Genomic DNA, 17792 nt, shown 5'->3' on the forward strand with positions numbered 1-17792 from the left:
GGGTTCCACGGTGACCGGGTATCAGAAGTCGCCGGCGTCGCGACGCATCCCGCCGATGACGTCGACGAGGGAGACGGCGGTTGCGGGCGAGATCCAGGGGGCTGCGAACACCTCGGCATTGAGGTCGGCGGTGGCGGCCTCGGCGAGCTCGCGACCGGCGTCGAGCAGCTCGACGATGGTCGATCGACGGTCGTCGGGGTGGGGGGTACGCCGGACGAGACCGGCGGCCTCGAGGCGGTCGACGGCGTTCGTGACGCTGGTCGGGTGGACCTGGAGGCGTTCGCCGATGAGGGTCATGGGCAGCGAGGCCTTGCGGCTGAAGTACAGCAGCATCAGCACCTCGTAGCGGGCGAAGGTCACACCGTAGGGCTTGAGCACCGCCTCGACCCGGGCGAGCGCGATCTGGTGGGCACGCATGAGCGAGGTGACGGCCGCCATGCCGTCGGCGGCGTGTGCCCAGCCGTGCTCGGCCCACAGCCGACGAGCTTCGGCAATCGGGTCGAGCGGAAGGCCGCCGTTTGTCGACACGACCGTCATGATAACCGGTGGAAGATTATGTGGACGTTGGATATTTTGACATCCTAGTATCTTCCCATGAGTCTTCATGTGCCGGTCAATCCGGTCCGCTTCGTCACGGCGGCGAGCCTGTTCGACGGTCATGACGCGGCGATCAACGTCATGCGCCGGTTGCTGCAGGCCCAGGGGGCCGAGGTCATCCACCTCGGCCACGACCGCAGTGTCGAGGAGGTCGTGACCGCCGCCGTTCAGGAGGACGTGCAGGGCGTGGCACTGTCGTCGTACCAGGGCGGGCACATCGAGTACTTCGGGTACCTCATCGAGCGGCTCGCCGAGCGCGGCGCCGGTCACGTCCGGGTCTACGGCGGCGGTGGCGGCACGATCGTGCCCGGGGAGATCGCTGCCCTCGGTGCGCGCGGCGTGCGCATCTTCAGCCCCCAGGACGGTCAGCGGTTGGGCCTGCCCGGGATGATCAACGAGCTGATCCGCGAATGCGACGCCGACGTGTCAAGGCAACCGGTAGATGTCGGTGCGCTGCTGTCCGGCGACGAGGCGGCCCTGGCCCGGGCAATCACCGTCCTGCAGGCCGGTGCCGACCCGGCCCTCGCCGCGGCGGTGGACGAGGCGGCCCGCCAGCGTACTGTGCCGGTCCTCGGCATCACCGGCACAGGTGGCTCCGGCAAGTCGTCGCTGACCGACGAGCTGGTCCGGCGGCTGCGCCGCGACTGCGAGGACAAGCTGCGGGTGGCGGTGATCGCCGTCGACCCGACCCGACGGCGGGGCGGCGGGGCACTGCTCGGCGACCGCATCCGGATGAACACCACCGCGCCCGGTGTTGTGTACTTCCGTTCACTCGCGACCCGCCGCAAGGACGGGACGGTTCCGGACCACCTCGCCCACGTCATCGCCGCATGCAAGGCCGCCGGCAACGACCTCGTCATCGTCGAGACGCCAGGCATCGGCCAGGGCGACGCCGCCATCACCTCCTACTCGGCCGTCTCGCTGTACGTCATGACGCCCGACTTCGGCGCCGCCAGCCAGCTCGAGAAGATCGACATGCTCGACCTGGCCGACGTCGTGGCGATCAACAAGTTCGAGCGCCGAGGAGGCGAGGACGCGCGGCGCGACGTCGCCCGCCAACTGGTACGCAACCGCGAGCAGTTCGGCACGCCATGGCCGGACATGCCCGTCTTCGGCACGAGCGCCGCCCGGTTCGGCGACGACGGCGTGTCCGCCCTCTACCACCACCTCAAGGAACTGCTCGCCGAGCACGGACTCCCCCGTTTCCCCGGCGTGCTGCCCGCCGTCGCGGGACGAGCATCGACCGGGTTAACGTCGGCGCTGCCCAAGGGCCGGGAGCGGTACCTGTCGGAGATCGCCGACGCCGTCCGCGGATACCACGCGGCGACAGCGGCGCAGGCCGCCGTCGCCCGCCGCCGCCAGCACCTCACCACCGTCCGCGACCTACTGCCCGGCGAGCAGGCGGTCGCCCAACTGCTGGCGGCCACAGAACGGGAGCTGTCCGGCGACGTCCGCGAGCTGCTCGACGCGTGGCCGGCGACCCGCGACGCCTACCGCGCGGACGAACTCGTCTACCGGGTCCGGGATACCGAGATCCGCAGCCCGCTGACCCGCCAGACCCTCTCCGGCAGCCGAATCCCGCGTATCGCCTTGCCCCGCGACGGGGACGACGGCGAGCTGGTCCGGTTCCTGCGTGCGGAGAACCTGCCCGGCGCGTTTCCGTTCACCGCCGGGGTGTTCCCGCTCAAACGCACCGGCGAGGCACCGGCGCGCATGTTCGCCGGCGAGGGCGACGCGTTCCGCACCAACCGTCGCTTCCACCTGCTCTCCGCCGGCCAGCCGGCGACGCGGCTGTCGACGGCCTTCGACTCCGTGACCCTGTACGGCCGCGACCCCGACCGACGCCCCGACGTCTACGGCAAGGTGGGCACTTCGGGCGTGTCGATCGCCACCCTCGACGACATGCGCGAGCTGTACGCCGGCTTCGACCTCTGCGACCCGAAGACCTCGGTCTCCATGACCATCAACGGACCGGCACCGGCCATCCTCGCGATGTTTCTCAACGCCGCGATCGACCAGCAGACGGCCGCGTTCACGGCCCAGCACGGACGGAACCCGAACCCGGACGAGCAGGCGGCGATCCGGGCGCGGACGCTGTCGACCGCCCGGGGCACCGTGCAGGCCGACATCCTCAAGGAGGATCAGGGCCAGAACACGTGCATCTTCTCCACCGAGTTCGCGCTGCGCTGCATGGCCGACATCCAGGAGTGGTTCATCGCCAACCGGGTGCGCAACTTCTACTCGGTCAGCATCAGCGGCTACCACATCGCGGAGGCCGGCGCGAACCCCATCAGCCAGCTCGCGTTCACGCTGGCCAACGGCTTCACCTACGTCGAGGCATATCGTGCCCGAGGGATGGACGTGAACGACTTCGCGCCCAACCTGTCGTTCTTCTTCTCCAACGGCATGGATGCCGAGTACACCGTCATCGGCCGGGTCGCCCGCCGGATCTGGGCCATCGCGATGCGCGAGCGCTATGGTGCCGACGAGCGTTCCCAGAAGCTGAAGTACCACATCCAGACCTCCGGCCGGTCGCTGCACGCCCAGGAGATGGACTTCAACGACATCCGCACCACGCTGCAGGCACTGTGCGCCATCTACGACAACGCCAACAGCCTGCACACCAACGCCTACGACGAGGCGGTCACCACACCCACCGCCCAGTCCGTGCGCCGCGCCCTCGCCATCCAGATGATCATCGATGCCGAGTGGGGCCTCGCCGCGACGGAGAACGCACTCCAGGGCTCGTACATCGTCGACCTGCTCACCGACCTCGTCGAAGAAGCGGTGCTCACCGAGTTCGACCGCATCTCCGAACGCGGCGGCGTGCTCGGCGCCATGGAGACCGGCTACCAGCGCGGCCGCATCCAGGACGAGTCGATGCTCTACGAACAACGCAAGCACGACGGGTCGCTGCCCATCATCGGCGTCAACACGTTCCTTGGCCCGCCGGACGCCGACGAGCCGGCCAACGGCCTGGAACTCGCCCGCGCCACCGAGGACGAGAAGCAGTCCCAGATCCAGCGGCTCGCCGACTTCAAGGCCCGGCACTCCGCCGACACCCCCGCCGCACTGGACCGCCTGAAAGCGGCTGCCACCACTGGCGGCAACATCTTCGAAGCCCTGATGGACGCCGTCCGGCACTGCAGCCTCGGCCAGATCACCGAGGCGTTCTTCGAAGTCGGCGGCCAGTACCGACGCAATGTCTGACCATGCAGCTGGCCGGATGTGACTCCCTCGGCGGCACAGGCAGGCGCAGCTGGCCGTCACCGACGTGCTGCTGAGGCCCGCCGGTTCGGCGGGCCCCAGCAGTGTTCAGTACGCGTTGGCCGGCTCAACCTGCCCGGTGTCGACTCGGGCTGCGCTGGTCTCGAGCGCGATGCTCGGGTGGCTCGCGTCGGTGCGGCGCTCGCGGCGTCGGAGCCATCGGTCGATGGCGAGGTTGAGCAGCAGGCCCGCGCCGGCCCAGACGGCGATGATCAGCAGGTTGTGGCCTGTTGCGGTGCCGCCGAAGTAGGTCAGGGAGCGGGCGGTGTCGACCGCGGCGGGCAGCGGTAGCAGGTGTCGTAGTGGCTGGAAGAGTTCCGGGACCATGTAGATGGACAGGCCTCCGCCGGAGGCCGGCACGCCGGCCATCACCATCACAGCCATCACGGGGATGATCGCGGGGAGGCCGAGGGTGCGCGTGAATACGCCGGTGGCCAGTGCTACGGCGAGGATGGTGAGGACGCCGAAGCCGATCATGGCCAGGGGTGGTCCGCTGACGGCGTCGATGATGACGTCGAAGAGCAACCAGAGCCAGACGGACATGCCGATTGCCCATCCGCCGAGGTAGGGCACGAATTGTCGCAGGCGGCGCAGGTGGGGGGCTCCGCCGCGGAGGACGGCCATGATCAGGAATCCGGACATGATCCAGGACATGCCGACGTACAGGCTGTTGCTGCCCATGGTATCGGTTGTGTGCAGTGGTGTCAGGTCGTTGGTCGCGAGGGGCATCTGCTGGGCCGCGCTGATCTGCTGGAAGATGGACCGGACCATGGTCTGCTGGCTGTAGCCGGCGGCCGAGGAGGAGTAGAGCGTTGCCGTGCCGCCGCGCTCGGTGGGCAGTGCGAATGCGGCGACGATGTCCCGGTCACGGATGCGCTCGGTGGCTTCCGGGACCGACGTGGCCACCTGGATGTCGAGTATGCCGTCCAGTCGCTGACGGAGGCCGTCGGCGGCCTGGTCGGCCTGCGCGGGGTTGGCGGCGAGGATCGCCACGGGAATCTTGTGTGGCTGCGGGTCGTGCATGGAGAAGCTCATCACGCCGACGACGACGGTCAGGATCGTCAGCGGAAATGCGGGGACGGCGATGTACCGGAAGCGCTTGGAGCGCAGCGGGCCGCCGGCGAACGCCGGAAGCTTGGCGTCCGGGTCGGTGACCGGTGGCGCGCCCGGAATGGTCGTACCACTGGCGCTGCGCTCCTTGAGCAGGCACAGGACGAGGGCGGCGATGATCCAGACGGCCAGGGTGATGAGGTGTGGGGCGATCGAGCGGTGCTCGAAGTAGAGCGCGGAGCGCAGTGCCTCGCCGGCCGCGGGCAAGGGCAGGATGCCGTGCAGGAACTGGAAGAAGCCCGGCATGGAGTACACCGGCACGGCGAGGTTCGAGGACGGCATGCCGAAGACGACGTAGAGCAGCATGCCGAGCAGGACGGCGAATGGCCCCATCACCTTGGTGAACAGCAGCTGGGTAAGCCCGACGGCTGCGGTGGCGAGCATGCCGATGCCGAGGAACGTCAGGTAGTGGCCGTCGACCGCGCCGACGATCGGTCCGAGGATCAGCCAGATGATCGTGCTGGTGGCCGCGGACCAGCCGGCCAGCAGCGGCAGGAAACGGCGCAGCCGCAGCAGATGCGGCAGCCCTCCCAGCAGCATGCTCAGCGGCACATACCCGGCGAGCATCATGCCCATGGCGGCGAACAGCACCGCGATGCCCGCCCGATCGCCGTCCGGCAGGGGCGCGATGTCGTCGACGGTCGTCGTCCACTGCTGCTGGATGGCGACCGGGGCCAGCAGTTGCTGAGCGGTCGTGGCCTGGGACGCTCCAGCGGCCATCGCGGTCAGGATGGTCGCGGCGTCACCGCCGGCAGCGGGTGGCTGCAGGGCAGCGACGATCTTACGGTTCTTGAGCAGATCAACGGCCTCCCCGCGAGAGGCGACCGCACGCACCTCGGTGGCGTCACCGGAGGCTGCGTGCAGTTGCTCGCCTACCGCCTGCGCCTGCGCGTCGCTGCCGATGACCGCCACTGGCATGCCTCTCGGGTGCGGCGAGTGCATCGTCGACATGTAGGTCGCGAACATCATCGAGATCATGATGAACGGGATGGCGAACAGGAAGATCGTTCGGACGATCCGTTCCTTACGGTCCACTCCCGGCGCGTCGCTTCCCGGCGCGACAGCGCTCGATGTATCGACCACGGCTTCCATGGGCACTCCCGACCTAGCTTGTAAGTCAACTGACTTGCAAACTATCGTAAGTCACGCGACTTACAAGGGGTCAGTGGCCGAGCCCACACGGCGATGCGGTTAACGTGACCTCCTACGACGGGAAAGAGGTGCTCACGCATGGGGCGATCAGAGGCGGCGCGGACCGCGCTGCTGGACGCGGCGGAGCGGCTGTTCGCCGAAGCGGGCATCGCCCAGGTCTCCGATCGCCGGGTCGCCGAGACGGCCGGCAACACCAACCATTCCGCTGTCCGGTACTACTTCGGCGGCCGCGAAGGCCTGCTACGAGCGCTCATCGACCGCCATAGCGCTGCCGTTGACGAGTGGCGACGGAAAATGCACGAGGACGACGACTCGGTGCTGGGTGATGTCCGCAACCTGGTCATGCCCGCGATGAAGGTGCTGGAGACGCTGCCCCGACCGAGCTGGCGCGCCCGTTTCATCGGCCAGGTCCTGCACGACCCCGCCATGCACACCCTCGTGCGCGACGCGTCCTCGCGCGAGGGCGCCCGCCTGAGCCGATCACTCGCCGCCCGGCTGGCCGACCTCGACCCCGCCGTGGTCACCGGCCGCGCGGTTCTCACCACCCGCATCGTCGCCACCGCGGCGGCCGAGATCGAGGCTCGCGCCGAACGTGACGGCCAGGACCCGCGCTGGCTCGCGGTCGGTAGCTTCATCTCCGACGCCATCGCCGGCATGATGGCCGCCCCCATCAGCGACACCGGCCATCTCAATCCGCTCCCGATACCCACCTCCTGAACCCCGCCGGACCAGTGCATTGCACTTGTGGTGCACTATCATGCACTCATGGATCCGGGTACCGCGGCCCTCGCGTCTGCGATCGGCTTGCGTGTCAAGCAGGAGCGTCAGTCACGGCGGTGGACGCTTGATCAGCTGGCGGAGGTCGCCGGAGTCAGCCGCCGGATGCTGATCAACGTAGAGCAGGGCGCCGCGAATCCCAGCGTGGGGACTCTGCTACGGATCAGCGACGCGCTCGGCGTCGGTTTGCCGGCGCTGGTCGAGCCGCCGAAACCCAAGCGGATCAAGGTCACCCGGCACGGTGAGGGTGCCGCCCTGTGGGCCGGCCGGCACGGCGGGCGTGGCGTGCTGGTGGCCGGCACCGAGCCGCCGGACGTGGTGGAGTTGTGGGACTGGACGCTGCAGCCCGGCGACCGGTACACCAGCGAGGCACACGTTGCCGGCACCAAGGAGCTCCTGCAGGTCCAGGAGGGCACGATCACGGTTGAGGTCGCCGACGAGTCGTTCACCATGAACGCCGGTGACGCCCTCACATTTCCCGGCGACAGCGCCCACGCATACGCCAACGCCGGACCGCGGCCGGCACGGTTCTCCTTGGCCGTGCTCGAGCCAGGCGTCGGATCAGTTACCCGGCCAGAGGCCACCGATGCCTGAAATGCGCAAGGCCGGCACGCGATCGGCCCCAGTCCGGGCCACCCATCGTCTGATCACCACCTTTGAAGGAGCCTGAGATGTTCATCCAGCCGTGGGATGCCGCACTGGACACGGCCGAATGGCAGGACTGGCTGGCAGCCACCGATCGGTTCGGGATCCTCGCCGTCAACAACCTCGACCCGGCTTCGGCTCCGATCATGCTGCCGACCCACTTCAGCCTGGCCGGCGATGATCTGCTCATCCACCTGGCCCGTCCGAACCCGGTCTGGCCGCATTTGGCGGCGGCGGGCGAGGTCAGGATGACGGTGGTCGGCGACTACGCCTACATTCCGACCTACTGGCGAGCCCCGGCCGGCATCCCCGCCGAGAACGGCGTACCGACCAGCTACTACAGCGCGGTGCAATTCGTGTGCCGGCCCACGATCGTCGACGACCCCGAGGGCAAGGCGGCGCTCCTCACCGCCCAACTCGCCGACTTCCAACCGGAGGGCCGCTACGCGGAGGTCGCCGTCGGCAGCGGGCCGTACGGCCGGATGCTCTCCGGGATCCGCGGCGTCCGGCTGGCGATCGTGCGGGTCGAGGCGAAGTTCAAGTACGACGACCACAAACCCGCCGACCACCGTGAACGTGTCATCGACAACCTCGAGGAGCGCGGCCGCGGCCTCGACCGCGCTGTCGCGGCCCAGCAGCGGCGCCGGCTCACTTCGATCGGCGAGTGGAAAGCACAGCCGTAAGTGCCGCAACTGCACGTGCCCTGCTTAGCAACCGCTGTCGAGGCTCCCTCCCGCCAGCCGTCGCTGGACGGCCAAGCGCACACAATCCAGCGTCGATTCCCACGCGGCGGTCTCACCGAATTCGTCCACCAGTGCCACCGTGGGGATCCACCCTCGCGCGTCAGGATGGACCGCACCGACCACCGCCAGGACCGGCACCTCGAATTGGCGGGCGAGCGCCGTGACCCCGCCCACCACCTTCCCCTCGAATGAGCCGGCATCCAGCAACCCCTCACCAGTGATCACCAAATCGGCACCGGGAAGTGCGCGGGGAAGGCCGACCTCCGCGGCGATGAGGTCGAAACCCGAAACAAGTCGCGCTCCGAGCGCGGCCAGCCCACCCGCGAGCCCACCGGCCGCGCCGGCGCCGGGAAGGTCGGCGACCGTGACGCCGAACAATCGGGTGTACTCGTCCTGCAGGCGTATCAGACGGTCGGTGAGCTGCTCCACTTGCTCCGGACTCGCTCCCTTCTGGGGACCGAACACCCGCGCCGCGTCGGTGAAGCGCGTGTTCACGTCGCAGCAGACGACGACCTCGGTACCACCCTGGTCTATCCGGCGGTTGGCGAGGACCTCCAGGGCGCCGAGGCCGCCGTCAGTGGTGGCCGAGCCGCCAACGGCCACGACGATCCGCCGGGCGCCTGCTTCGACGGCCGCTGCGATCAGCTCGCCCGTGCCGTGTGTGCTGGCGCGATACGGGTCATTGCCCTCTGCGCCGCCCGCCAGCACGAGGCCGGAGGCGCGCGCCATCTCGATCACCGCGCGGCCGCCCGCGTCAAGCCGCCAGCCGGCCTTGACGGGCAAGCCGAGCGGACCGGTCACCTCCGTCCACCGGTTGGGACCACCGAACGCATCCAGCGTCCCTTCACCACCGTCGGCGAGCGGCAGTTGGGTGCACGTGCCGCTGTAGTCCTCGACCGCCTTGGCAATAGCCGCCGCGATCTCGTTCGCCGAGGCGGATCCACGGTACTTGTCGGGCGCTGCGACGACACGCATGTGCTCAGCCTTCCTCACCCTTTGCACCGGTGGTGGTGGCACGCTGCAGTGCCTGCGCAATCGGATCGACAAGCTGCGGCGCGGTCAGATTGAATCGCTGGAGTACCTCGCTGGGGGAACCCGATTCTCCAAATCGATCACGCACGCCGAGACGCATGAGCCGAGTGGGGAGGTGCTCGGAGAGGGTCTCCGCAACGGCTCCACCGAAGCCGCCGGCGATCTGAGCCTCCTCGGCAGCCACCACGTAACCGGTCTTTGCTGCGCTTTCGAGCAAGGTGGCACTGTCGAGCGGTTTCACTGTCGCGAAGTGGATGACCTCCGCGTCGATGCCCCGCTCCGCCAGCGCGGCTGCGGCCATCATCAGATGCCAGGTCATCGTCCCCGTCCCGACGAGTGTCACGTCTTTGCCGGTCCGAAGGACCCGCGCCCTTCCGAGTTCGAAAGGATCATCCCTGGTCGTGAACACAGGAGTGGCATCTCGGGCCAGCCGCAGATACGCCGGCCGTGAATCCGCGGCCAGGGCTATCGTCGCCTTCTCCGCCTCCAAACTGTCCGCCGGCGCAACGACAACCATGTTGGGCATGACCCTCATCAGTGCAATGTCCTCGAGCATCTGATGAGTCGCCCCATCAGGGCCGACGTTCAATCCAGCGTGGGATCCGACCACCTTCACGGGCTGGTCGTTCAGCGCCGCCGTCGTCTTGATCTGCTCCCAGTTGCGCCCCGGACTGAAGGCCGCATAACTGCTGGTGAACGGGATACGGCCGGCCGCCGCCATGCCCGCCGCGACGGTCACTAGGTTCTGTTCAGCTACCCCGACTTCAACGAACCGTTCCGGGAACCGGTCCCGGAACAAGTGCATCTGTGTGCTTTCAGCCAAATCCGCGCAGAGCGCGACGACGCGCTCGTCACGCTCGCCGGCAACTACCAAACCCCGCCCGAAACCGGCGCGAATCGGCTCGGTCACGTAGCCCGTGTATACCGACATTGGTCATGGCTCCCGTCTGCCCGCGGTGATCGCCTCGCGAGCGATGTTGGCCTGCGCGGCATCGGGAACCCGTCCGTGCCAGGTGTGGTCGCCCTCCATGAACGGAACCCCCTTACCCGGCACCGTGTGCGCAAGGATCACCGACGGACGCCCGCCCTCGGCCTTACAAGCTTCGATTGCCTGCATGATGGCAGGCACGTCGTGGCCGTCAACCTCGACGACGTGCCATCCGAAAGCACGCCATTTTCCGGCGAGATCGCCGAGTGGCATGACGTCCTCGGTGTCGCCGTCGATCTGGATGAAGTTCCGGTCCACGATGCCGATCAGCTGATGGAGTCGGTACTTCGCGGCGTACATCGCCGCCTCCCAGATGTTGCCCTCATTCAGCTCGCCATCCCCCATCATCACGTAGACGCGTCGGTCAGGGTGCTGGTCCAGATGCTGAACGACGTGCGCATATCCGGCCGCCTGCGACAGCCCGCTGCCGAGGGGCCCGCTGGTGCTCTCCAAACCCGCAAGCAGACGCCGTTCCGGGTGACCTTGCAGTCGCGTGCCCCAGCGCCGCAGCGTCAGGAGCTCTTCCAACGGGAAGTAGCCGGTGTGCGCCATCGCGGCGTACAAGACGGGAGCGGTGTGTCCGTTGCTCAGCATGAATATGTCGCGGTCCGCCCACCCCGGGTCCTCCGGACGATGACGCAATACGCTGCCGTACAGCACCGCCATCAGGTCGGCCATCCCGAGCGGCCCGGCGCTGTGCCCACTACCCGCCTGTTCGAGCATCGTGACGATCGAGAGACGGATCTCTCGGGCAAGACCCTCAATACGTTCGATCTCTCGCACAGCTTCCGTCGTATCGTTCATGGCCGCGGCAACCCGAGCAGATCGATGGTGGCGGCGCCCTCTCTGATGCTCTGCCGCATCCCGTCCTCCGTGGCTTCGCGTTGCTCAGCGAGGGCCAGCGAACGATCGATCTCGTCGGCCGCGACGAGAGCCAGCCCGTCGGCGTCGCCCACGAGCACATCGCCGGGGCTGACAGTGACACCGCCGATGCTCACCGGAACACCGATCTCGCCCCGCTGCACTTTGGTGGTGCGCCGGATGCACAGACCTCGGGCGAAGACCGGGAACCCCGATGCGACGATGGCTCGGCCGTCTCGGACCGCCCCGTCGATGACCAGCCCGGCGAGTCCCCGTTCCTGCGCGGCAAGGGTGAGCACGTCGCCCCATGGGCCGGCGCCCAAATAGCCCCCCGCATCGACGACGAGGATGTCACCGGGGCCCGCTTCAAGAAGCGCCACATGGATGAACCAGTTGTCCGCCGGTTCGAGGCGCACCGTCACCGCGGGTCCGGCGACCGCGGTCCCGGGATCGAGCGGCTTGATCCCGGGATCGATGGCGCCTTTCTGCCCCTGTGCCTCGTATACGGTCGCCGCCCCGAGCTCCGCCAGACGCTGCATTCGTCCATCGATGATGCTCATCGCTCATGCTCCTTGTTCTCTTCCTCGTGGATCTCCTGGACGACACGGGCGAACCGCCGGAGTCCGTCGATCAGCGTCTCCTCGTCCGTCGCGAAGGAGATTCGTACGTGCCCCTCGCCGGACGGGCCGTACTCGGACCCGGCGCGGACGATGACACCACCGGCCGCGAAGCGCTCGACGAGCTCCTGCGAAGTGTGCGCGGCATCTATTCGGGGGAATGCATAGAACGCTCCGCTCGGCCGAGCGACGCTCACCCCGCTGATCGCCGACAGGTGCTTCATGACGATGTCACGACGATGCTCGTAGGAATCGGCCGCCGCGCGCAGCACCGCTTCGGGAGTGCGCAATGCCTCCCGCGCCGCGTCCTGCACGAACGTGTTGAGCGCGCCGTTGACCGTCCGATGCACCAGGTCGATGCTTGACGCGACATCGGGTGCCGCAACAACGTAGCCGAGTCGCCAGCCGGTCATCGCGAACGCCTTGGAGAAGGTGCCCACGATCACGACGCGCTCTCTGACTGATTCCAACGTCGCCGCCGATACGAACGCCTCACCGTCGAAGACGATCTCGCTGTATGCCTCATCGGATACCAGAATGAGGTCCGGGTTGGCCTCGAGGATGTCACCGATGGTCCGCAGTTCCGCGCCGGTGAGCACCTGACCGGTCGGGTTCGACGGGTTGCACAGCACGAGCACGCGCGCGGTGGGTGCGAGCTCGGCGATCCGGTCCAGGTCGAGGCGCTGATCAGGCCTGTTCGGCACCCATACGTTCTCGGCGCCGACCATCGCGAGATGATCCGTGTAGAGGGAATACGTAGGCTCGGGGGTGAGCACGACGTCTCCCGCGTTGACCAAGGCGAGCGTGAGAGCAGCGAGACCCGCACTGGCACCGTGGGTGAGCACGGTCTCCTCTGCGGCAGTGGGACGACCGGTTCTCCGCGCAAACCACGCGGCCAGTTCCTCGCGGAGCAGCGGCTCGCCGGACAGCGGCGCATAGTGGGTGCGACCGGTGCGCATGGCCTCGATCGCGGCATCGACGATCGGCACGGCGGTGTCCGCGTCAGGCTCTCCCATCGACAACGACACCGCACCCGCTGGCGTAAGTCCGAGGGTCGCCGGCCTGCGGGAAGCGGTGAGGATGCGTTTGACCACCGCCGTCTTGGATCTCATCATCTGTGTCACCGTGTTGCGTCCCCTGTGGATCGAGCGGAATGTGTCCGCATATGAAGGCACATCTCATCGACTCGTGGTGATCGATCGCTAGTCTTCTGCGGCATCATCCGGCCGGCCACTTGGCTCCGTCGTCCTGGTTGACGACGCTGCGGCACGCCGCGGCCATCGGAATGCGCTGACAGGACTGATACATGGTTTGGCATCGGGTGCGAAGCTCATTCAGCTGGCTCTCCTGCGCGGTCAGCGACCTGAGTGCTTCTGAGGCCGGAACCGTTCGGAGCCGCACGCGGTCTCCAGGTCGCAGCTGTCCCAGCAGCGCATGGCACGCCCGTGTCACGACGGCAACGACCGGATAGCCGGCGGTGATCGGGCGTCCTCTCAGCAGCACGATCGCCCCACCTGTCGGTGGCACCTCTACCGCTCCCATGGGCACACCCCGGGAGAGAATCTCCGAACTGCTTGTCCTCGTGAACTCCCGCCCCTCCAGTCGCACTCCCACGTGGTCGCTGCGTGCCCCGACCTCCAGAACCAGATCCCCCAACTCGTCGAAGAGTTCGGGGAACTCCTCCGCCTCCGGCCCCGGCATGATGTCCAGGGTCGGATCGTTCGAGTAGCGCGGCGGGATGACAGCCGGGCGGAACAACGGCAGGAACGGCGTCTCGGGTACGTGTGGATCGTCCACACTCACCTCGTCGCCGCCACTCAGCATCTGCCCTACCCCGACAATCGGGTCCGTGGCCAGGCTTCCGAGGAAGCATTCACCTCGCATGATGCCGCGAACGGCGACGTAGGCTCGCAGACCTGTGTTTAGCGGTACCAGGCGTACCTGTGCCCCGGGCCAGGTCACCAACGGCGCGTACATCGGCGAGTCCGAACCATCGATCGTCAACGCTCCAGACCCCGTCACCGCGAGCAGCACCGTGGCCGTGGTCTCAAACTCGAACTCGCCGAGCATGAGGTTCTCGATCACCGGAGCGCCGTCGGCATTGCCGACGAGGATGTTCGCCGTGCGTGCGGCCAGTTGATCGACAGCTCCGTTGCTCTGAATGCCGATGTGGGTGTGACCGTATCGCCCCAGATCGGTCACTGCGGCCCAACCGCCTTTGATTACCCTCAACGTCGCTGTCACGACGGCTCCCCGATGAATCGAGGTTTGATCGCCGCGAACTCCCGGTCGCTGACCGGCGCGAACAACAGCGTGTCGCCTGGCTGGACAGCGACGAAGCCGGCGACACTCTTATCAACGATGCGCAGCGGTGTGCGCCCGATGAGCCGCCATCCGCCCGGAGCCACCACCGTGTAGATCGTCCCCTGATGACCGGCGAGCGCGACCGTGCCGGCAGAAATACGGACCCGTGGCTGTGGCATCCGGCGGATCGCCTGACCGAACGGGGAACCGTCATGCAGCGGTGCTCCTGCGGGTGCACCATTGAATGCCACCCGCCATCGCGTCGACGAATGCATCTCCACAACCTCGCCGACGCTCAGTCCGAGCTCGTCGGCGACGGCGGGCAGATCCGGCCCGAAGTCGCCGCCGTAGGCCACCGGGATCCGGAACACACGCCCCGCACCGACACGGAGATCGCCCTCGGGTACGTGTTCGTAAAGCCATCGTTGCAGTCCGGGCACGTCCGTTCGAAGCGGGTCGAACTCCACGAGCATCGTGTCGAACGTCGCGACGACGCTCTCCACTCCGTTCAGCGCAGCCGCCCGCATCCGTACGCTCAGCAGCTGCAGTGTCGTCCACGTCCGCTCAGCCGTGCCGTCCAGACAGCGCACCAGCAGTGCGGAGTCCCCGTATGGCTGAACATGGAGACCGCTTTCTCGGGTGCTCACGGCCCCTCGCCCCTCGCCGCGAGGACGGTGGCGAGGGGCGCCAGCGTCACTCCCTGGGCGATCAGCTCGTCACGAATGCGGCGAGCGAGGCCAAGGGAGGCAGGATTGTCGCCGTGGATGAGCACGGTGTCGAAGTCCATTTCGACCTCCACGCCATCGATGGTGACGACCGTGCGATCGATGACCATCCGGAGGACCCGTTCCACCATGGCGTTCGCGTCGTGGATGACGGCGCCCTCGCGTCGACGGTCGACAAGTGAGCCGTCAGCGTTGTATGCCCTGTCCGCGATACAGGTGATCGCGACGGGGAACCCACGCTCACGAGCCAGGCGCGAGAGCTCGCCGCTCTGCGTGACAACCGGCAGGGTCGGATCAAATGCCTCCACGGCGTCGAGAACACCATTCGCGTAAGCCGCATCCGTCACGCAGAGGTTGCCCAGCCGCCCGTGTGGCGTGACATGCCGCAGCCTCGTGCCGTGGGCGCGCGCGAAGCCGTCAAGCGCGCCAAGCTGATACAGCGTCTCAGCGCGAATCTCTGCGGCGCTCAGTTCCACGGCGCGACGCCCGAACCCGGCAAGGTCATGGAAACCGGGGTGTGCTCCGACGGCGACACCACGCTCGTGACATGCTCGCACGGTCTGATCCATGATTACCGGGTCACCGGCATGAAAGCCGCAGGCGATGTTCGCGGACGTGACCAGGTCGAGCAGCCCGGCGTCGTCGGCCATGCGATAGGCACCGAAGCCCTCACCGACGTCGGCGACGAGGTCTACATGGGCCGTCATCGTTGTGTCTCGGCGCCGGCGCGAAGCGCCGACTCCATGCGGCACGAGATGGCGACGGCGTCACCGGCCGCCGGCTGCGGTGCGAGCGGCGAGGCGACGGCAGAGCCGATTCCGCTCCCCTGGACGGCGGCCTTCCACCATCCGGGGAACCGGCCGACCTCGACGGAGTTGATCGCGGCTACGAGCGTCTCCTGCTGGCGCCTCGCCGCAGCGAGGTCACCGTCTCGGTAGGCCGCGAGCACCGAGGGCGCGAGATCGGGAAAGACGTTGCCGCTGGGAGAGATCAGACCGTGTCCGCCCATCACCAACGAAGGGAGCAGCAGCTTGTCCAGGCCGATCAACACGGCGAAGTCCGCGCGATGGCGGGCGGCGCGGATCAGTTCCGCATGCAGCCCGAAGTCGCGTGCACCACTGTCCTTGACCGCCACGATCCGCTCGATCTCGGTCAGCCTCGACACCAGTGCCGGCGACAGGGCGTTCCGCGCATAGGCGGGGATGTTGTACAGGATGACGGGGACCGGACTGGCCGCCGCTACCTCCTTGTAATACGTCAGCAGCTGGTCGTCATCGAGCGGATAGTAATAGGGCGGGGTAACCATGACGCCATCGATGCCGCTGTCGCCCAGAGCCCCCAGTTCCCCGCGCGCGGTCTCCAGCGAGTCGGTGATGACTCCAGCCACAACCGGACGCTCGCCCGCCACGAACTCGACGACGGAGGCAATCATCTCGTGCCGGACCCGTCGCCGCACGAACGGCCCTTCCCCGCTCGTGCCTCCGCACACGAGATAGTCGGCACCGCCCTCGCCGACGCGGGCGACGAGCTTCCCGAGCGCCGCGTGATCGAGTTCTCCGTCAGCAGTCAGCGGGGTGATCAGCGCCGTGCCGACGCCGGCGAACTTCTGGTTACTCAAGGTCTGTTCCTCTTCTCGCTGTTCCCTCGACCGTTGCGATGCGCGTTCTGATCGCGGATCACCTGCTCCGCCGACGTTCGCAACGATGACTCAGTGCCGGGCCCTCAACGGTCATGCTGGGTGCAGGGACCGGGCGCGCCGCGACTCAAGAGCCGCCTCGATGATCGGCTGCGCTATTCGAGAAAAGTGCTCGCTCGCACGATGGACCTTCAGTGCCTCTTCATCGACGTACTCCTCAAGGATCAGGTAGGCGCCGTGTCTGTCCACCGAGTCGAACACCCGGTAGTCGATGTTGCCCTCTTCTGAGCGGCTGGCTTCGGCCAGCTTGTCCAACGCGGCGCGAACGCGTGCCTCTTCGCCCGTCTTCGCCGTCCACTCCGCGACAACGACAACGCTCATCTCACTGCTCCTCTCGCAGCGATACGTGGTTCGGACGCGACAGTTCACCGATGAGCAGCGACACTGCGGAATGATCCAGAGCCCCGCGGCCGGTAGCCACCAGCGCGCTCATCAGCTGCGCGACCACCGCCGTCACGGGAGTGGCCACGCCGTTCTCTCGAGCGAGACCAGCAACGATCCCGAGGTCCTTGTGATGCAGTTCGCTACGGAAGCCGGGGCGGGTGTCGCCGGCCAGCATGCTCATGGCTTTGCGGTCCAGGACCGTACTGCCGGCAAGCCCCTTGCGAAGCACGTCGAGTGCGGCGTCGATGTCGAGCGGGAACGAGCGCAAAAGCTGCAGTGCCTCCGCCACGAGCACAAGTTGTCCGGCTACGAGCAGTTGATTGGCGGCTTTCACGGCCTGCCCGCTGCCGACGCCCCCAACCCGACGCATCGCGGCGCTCACGGCCTCGATCACCGGGCGTGCTCGCTCCACGTCGGCTTCGTCGCCGCCGACCATCACCGAGAGCGTGCCGTCGATGGCACCCGCCTCACCACCCGACACCGGAGCGTCGATGTACCGGCACCCCGCCGTCTGCGAGGCCTCCGCCATACTCATGGAGCATGCGGGCGTCACCGTCGAGAAGTCGACGACGAGAGTGCCCGGTGCGGCAGCGCCGAGCACGCCATCCGGAACCGTCATGACCTGCTCCACGTCGGGGGAATCGGGCAGCATCAAGCACACGATGTCAGCGCCCTGGACCGCCTCGCGCACCGATGCCGCGGCGAGTCCCCCTGACTTGGCGAACCGTTCCCGCGTCGCACCGGTGCGGGAGTATCCGCGAACCGCGAACCCGGCCGCGAGCATGTTCGTCGCCATGGGGAATCCCATCGTCCCGATCCCGATGAAAGCGACCGTCGTCATCTTCTCCCCTGCCTTTGTATATCGCTCGAGCGTCGTCCGGCCTTGTCTGTGCC

At 67.6% G+C, this 17792-nt stretch carries 17 protein-coding genes; 4 read left to right on the forward strand and 13 right to left on the reverse strand.

Annotated elements, in window-relative coordinates; all coding sequences use genetic code 11:
• Positions 1 to 21: 21 nt before the first annotated feature.
• Positions 22 to 528, reverse strand: coding sequence for a MarR family transcriptional regulator (locus ACQPY0_RS43630; RefSeq protein WP_432974683.1), 507 nt, complete (start codon positions 526 to 528; stop codon positions 22 to 24).
• Between the two features lie 66 nt (positions 529 to 594).
• Between ACQPY0_RS43630 and icmF the strand changes: the two genes are divergently transcribed.
• Positions 595 to 3807 carry a fused isobutyryl-CoA mutase/GTPase IcmF gene (gene icmF / locus ACQPY0_RS43635; protein ID WP_432974685.1) on the forward strand — a complete coding sequence of 1071 codons (3213 nt, stop codon included), beginning with the start codon at positions 595 to 597 and terminating at the stop codon, positions 3805 to 3807.
• A 105-nt stretch (positions 3808 to 3912) separates the two neighbouring features.
• Here icmF and ACQPY0_RS43640 read toward each other — a convergent pair whose 3' ends face one another.
• Positions 3913 to 6066 (reverse strand): ABC transporter permease, encoded by a 2154-nt coding sequence (locus ACQPY0_RS43640; protein ID WP_432974687.1) that lies wholly within the window; start codon positions 6064 to 6066, stop codon positions 3913 to 3915.
• A 138-nt stretch (positions 6067 to 6204) separates the two neighbouring features.
• Here ACQPY0_RS43640 and ACQPY0_RS43645 point away from each other — a divergent pair, with 138 nt between their 5' ends.
• The 3 genes from ACQPY0_RS43645 (at position 6205) to ACQPY0_RS43655 (ending at position 8231) form a co-directional block, all read left to right on the forward strand.
• Positions 6205 to 6843: a TetR/AcrR family transcriptional regulator gene (locus tag ACQPY0_RS43645; protein ID WP_432974689.1), complete on the forward strand. Its 639-nt coding sequence runs from the start codon at positions 6205 to 6207 to the stop codon at positions 6841 to 6843.
• A gap of 48 nt (positions 6844 to 6891) precedes the next feature.
• Positions 6892 to 7497 (forward strand): helix-turn-helix domain-containing protein, encoded by a 606-nt coding sequence (locus tag ACQPY0_RS43650; RefSeq protein ID WP_432974691.1) that lies wholly within the window; start codon positions 6892 to 6894, stop codon positions 7495 to 7497.
• 77 nt (positions 7498 to 7574) lie between these two features.
• Positions 7575 to 8231 carry an FMN-binding negative transcriptional regulator gene (locus ACQPY0_RS43655; RefSeq protein ID WP_432974693.1) on the forward strand — a complete coding sequence of 219 codons (657 nt, stop codon included), beginning with the start codon at positions 7575 to 7577 and terminating at the stop codon, positions 8229 to 8231.
• A gap of 24 nt (positions 8232 to 8255) precedes the next feature.
• On the opposite strand, the gene ACQPY0_RS43660 is transcribed toward ACQPY0_RS43655, so the two are convergent.
• From ACQPY0_RS43660 to ACQPY0_RS43710, 11 genes are all read right to left on the reverse strand, one after another.
• The gene (locus ACQPY0_RS43660) at positions 8256 to 9266 is read right to left on the reverse strand and encodes a glycerate kinase family protein (RefSeq protein ID WP_432974698.1); all 1011 of its coding nucleotides are present in this window, start codon (positions 9264 to 9266) and stop codon (positions 8256 to 8258) included.
• Between the two features lie 4 nt (positions 9267 to 9270).
• Positions 9271 to 10233, reverse strand: a complete 963-nt coding sequence (locus ACQPY0_RS43665; RefSeq protein WP_432974700.1) for a transketolase family protein — start codon at positions 10231 to 10233, stop codon at positions 9271 to 9273.
• 24 nt (positions 10234 to 10257) lie between these two features.
• Positions 10258 to 11115, reverse strand: coding sequence for a transketolase (locus tag ACQPY0_RS43670; protein ID WP_432974702.1), 858 nt, complete (start codon positions 11113 to 11115; stop codon positions 10258 to 10260).
• Complete coding sequence (locus ACQPY0_RS43675) at positions 11112 to 11732, reverse strand: RraA family protein (protein ID WP_432974705.1); 621 nt, start codon at positions 11730 to 11732, stop codon at positions 11112 to 11114. The genes ACQPY0_RS43670 and ACQPY0_RS43675 overlap by 4 nt, the downstream gene beginning before the upstream one ends.
• Positions 11729 to 12904, reverse strand: coding sequence for a pyridoxal phosphate-dependent aminotransferase (locus ACQPY0_RS43680; RefSeq protein ID WP_432974707.1), 1176 nt, complete (start codon positions 12902 to 12904; stop codon positions 11729 to 11731). Before ACQPY0_RS43680 ends, ACQPY0_RS43675 begins: the two co-directional genes overlap by 4 nt.
• A 103-nt stretch (positions 12905 to 13007) precedes the next feature.
• Positions 13008 to 14033 carry a biotin-dependent carboxyltransferase family protein gene (locus ACQPY0_RS43685; protein WP_432974709.1) on the reverse strand — a complete coding sequence of 342 codons (1026 nt, stop codon included), beginning with the start codon at positions 14031 to 14033 and terminating at the stop codon, positions 13008 to 13010.
• On the reverse strand, positions 14030 to 14740 hold the full coding sequence (locus tag ACQPY0_RS43690; protein WP_432974711.1) for a 5-oxoprolinase subunit B family protein: 711 nt from the start codon (positions 14738 to 14740) through the stop codon (positions 14030 to 14032). Before ACQPY0_RS43690 ends, ACQPY0_RS43685 begins: the two co-directional genes overlap by 4 nt.
• Positions 14737 to 15525, reverse strand: coding sequence for a LamB/YcsF family protein (locus ACQPY0_RS43695; RefSeq protein ID WP_432974713.1), 789 nt, complete (start codon positions 15523 to 15525; stop codon positions 14737 to 14739). Before ACQPY0_RS43695 ends, ACQPY0_RS43690 begins: the two co-directional genes overlap by 4 nt.
• Entirely contained in the window at positions 15522 to 16436 is a 915-nt protein-coding gene (locus tag ACQPY0_RS43700) for a dihydrodipicolinate synthase family protein (protein WP_432974715.1), read from the reverse strand. Before ACQPY0_RS43700 ends, ACQPY0_RS43695 begins: the two co-directional genes overlap by 4 nt.
• Before the next feature lie 111 nt (positions 16437 to 16547).
• The gene (locus tag ACQPY0_RS43705; RefSeq protein ID WP_432974717.1) at positions 16548 to 16835 is read right to left on the reverse strand and encodes a putative quinol monooxygenase; all 288 of its coding nucleotides are present in this window, start codon (positions 16833 to 16835) and stop codon (positions 16548 to 16550) included.
• Position 16836: 1 nt separating this feature from the next.
• Positions 16837 to 17739 carry an NAD(P)-dependent oxidoreductase gene (locus tag ACQPY0_RS43710; protein WP_432974719.1) on the reverse strand — a complete coding sequence of 301 codons (903 nt, stop codon included), beginning with the start codon at positions 17737 to 17739 and terminating at the stop codon, positions 16837 to 16839.
• Positions 17740 to 17792 lie beyond the last annotated feature (53 nt).

This window comes from Dactylosporangium sp. CA-233914 (genome assembly GCF_050942935.1).
Classification (GTDB): domain Bacteria; phylum Actinomycetota; class Actinomycetes; order Mycobacteriales; family Micromonosporaceae; genus Dactylosporangium.

Excerpts from the sequence above, each read along its gene's own strand:
- icmF (WP_432974685.1), top strand. The coding sequence starts at position 595 with ATGAGTCTTCATGTGCCGGTCAATCCGGTCCGCTTCGTCACGGCGGCG.
- ACQPY0_RS43650 (WP_432974691.1), top strand. The coding sequence starts at position 6,892 with ATGGATCCGGGTACCGCGGCCCTCGCGTCTGCGATCGGCTTGCGTGTC.
- ACQPY0_RS43705 (WP_432974717.1), bottom strand. The coding sequence starts at position 16,835 with ATGAGCGTTGTCGTTGTCGCGGAGTGGACGGCGAAGACGGGCGAAGAG.
- ACQPY0_RS43680 (WP_432974707.1), bottom strand. The coding sequence starts at position 12,904 with ATGATGAGATCCAAGACGGCGGTGGTCAAACGCATCCTCACCGCTTCC.
- ACQPY0_RS43645 (WP_432974689.1), top strand. The coding sequence starts at position 6,205 with ATGGGGCGATCAGAGGCGGCGCGGACCGCGCTGCTGGACGCGGCGGAG.
- ACQPY0_RS43710 (WP_432974719.1), bottom strand. The coding sequence starts at position 17,739 with ATGACGACGGTCGCTTTCATCGGGATCGGGACGATGGGATTCCCCATG.
- ACQPY0_RS43695 (WP_432974713.1), bottom strand. The coding sequence starts at position 15,525 with ATGACGGCCCATGTAGACCTCGTCGCCGACGTCGGTGAGGGCTTCGGT.
- ACQPY0_RS43660 (WP_432974698.1), bottom strand. The coding sequence starts at position 9,266 with ATGCGTGTCGTCGCAGCGCCCGACAAGTACCGTGGATCCGCCTCGGCG.
- ACQPY0_RS43655 (WP_432974693.1), top strand. The coding sequence starts at position 7,575 with ATGTTCATCCAGCCGTGGGATGCCGCACTGGACACGGCCGAATGGCAG.
- ACQPY0_RS43675 (WP_432974705.1), bottom strand. The coding sequence starts at position 11,732 with ATGAGCATCATCGATGGACGAATGCAGCGTCTGGCGGAGCTCGGGGCG.
- ACQPY0_RS43670 (WP_432974702.1), bottom strand. The coding sequence starts at position 11,115 with ATGAACGATACGACGGAAGCTGTGCGAGAGATCGAACGTATTGAGGGT.
- ACQPY0_RS43640 (WP_432974687.1), bottom strand. The coding sequence starts at position 6,066 with ATGGAAGCCGTGGTCGATACATCGAGCGCTGTCGCGCCGGGAAGCGAC.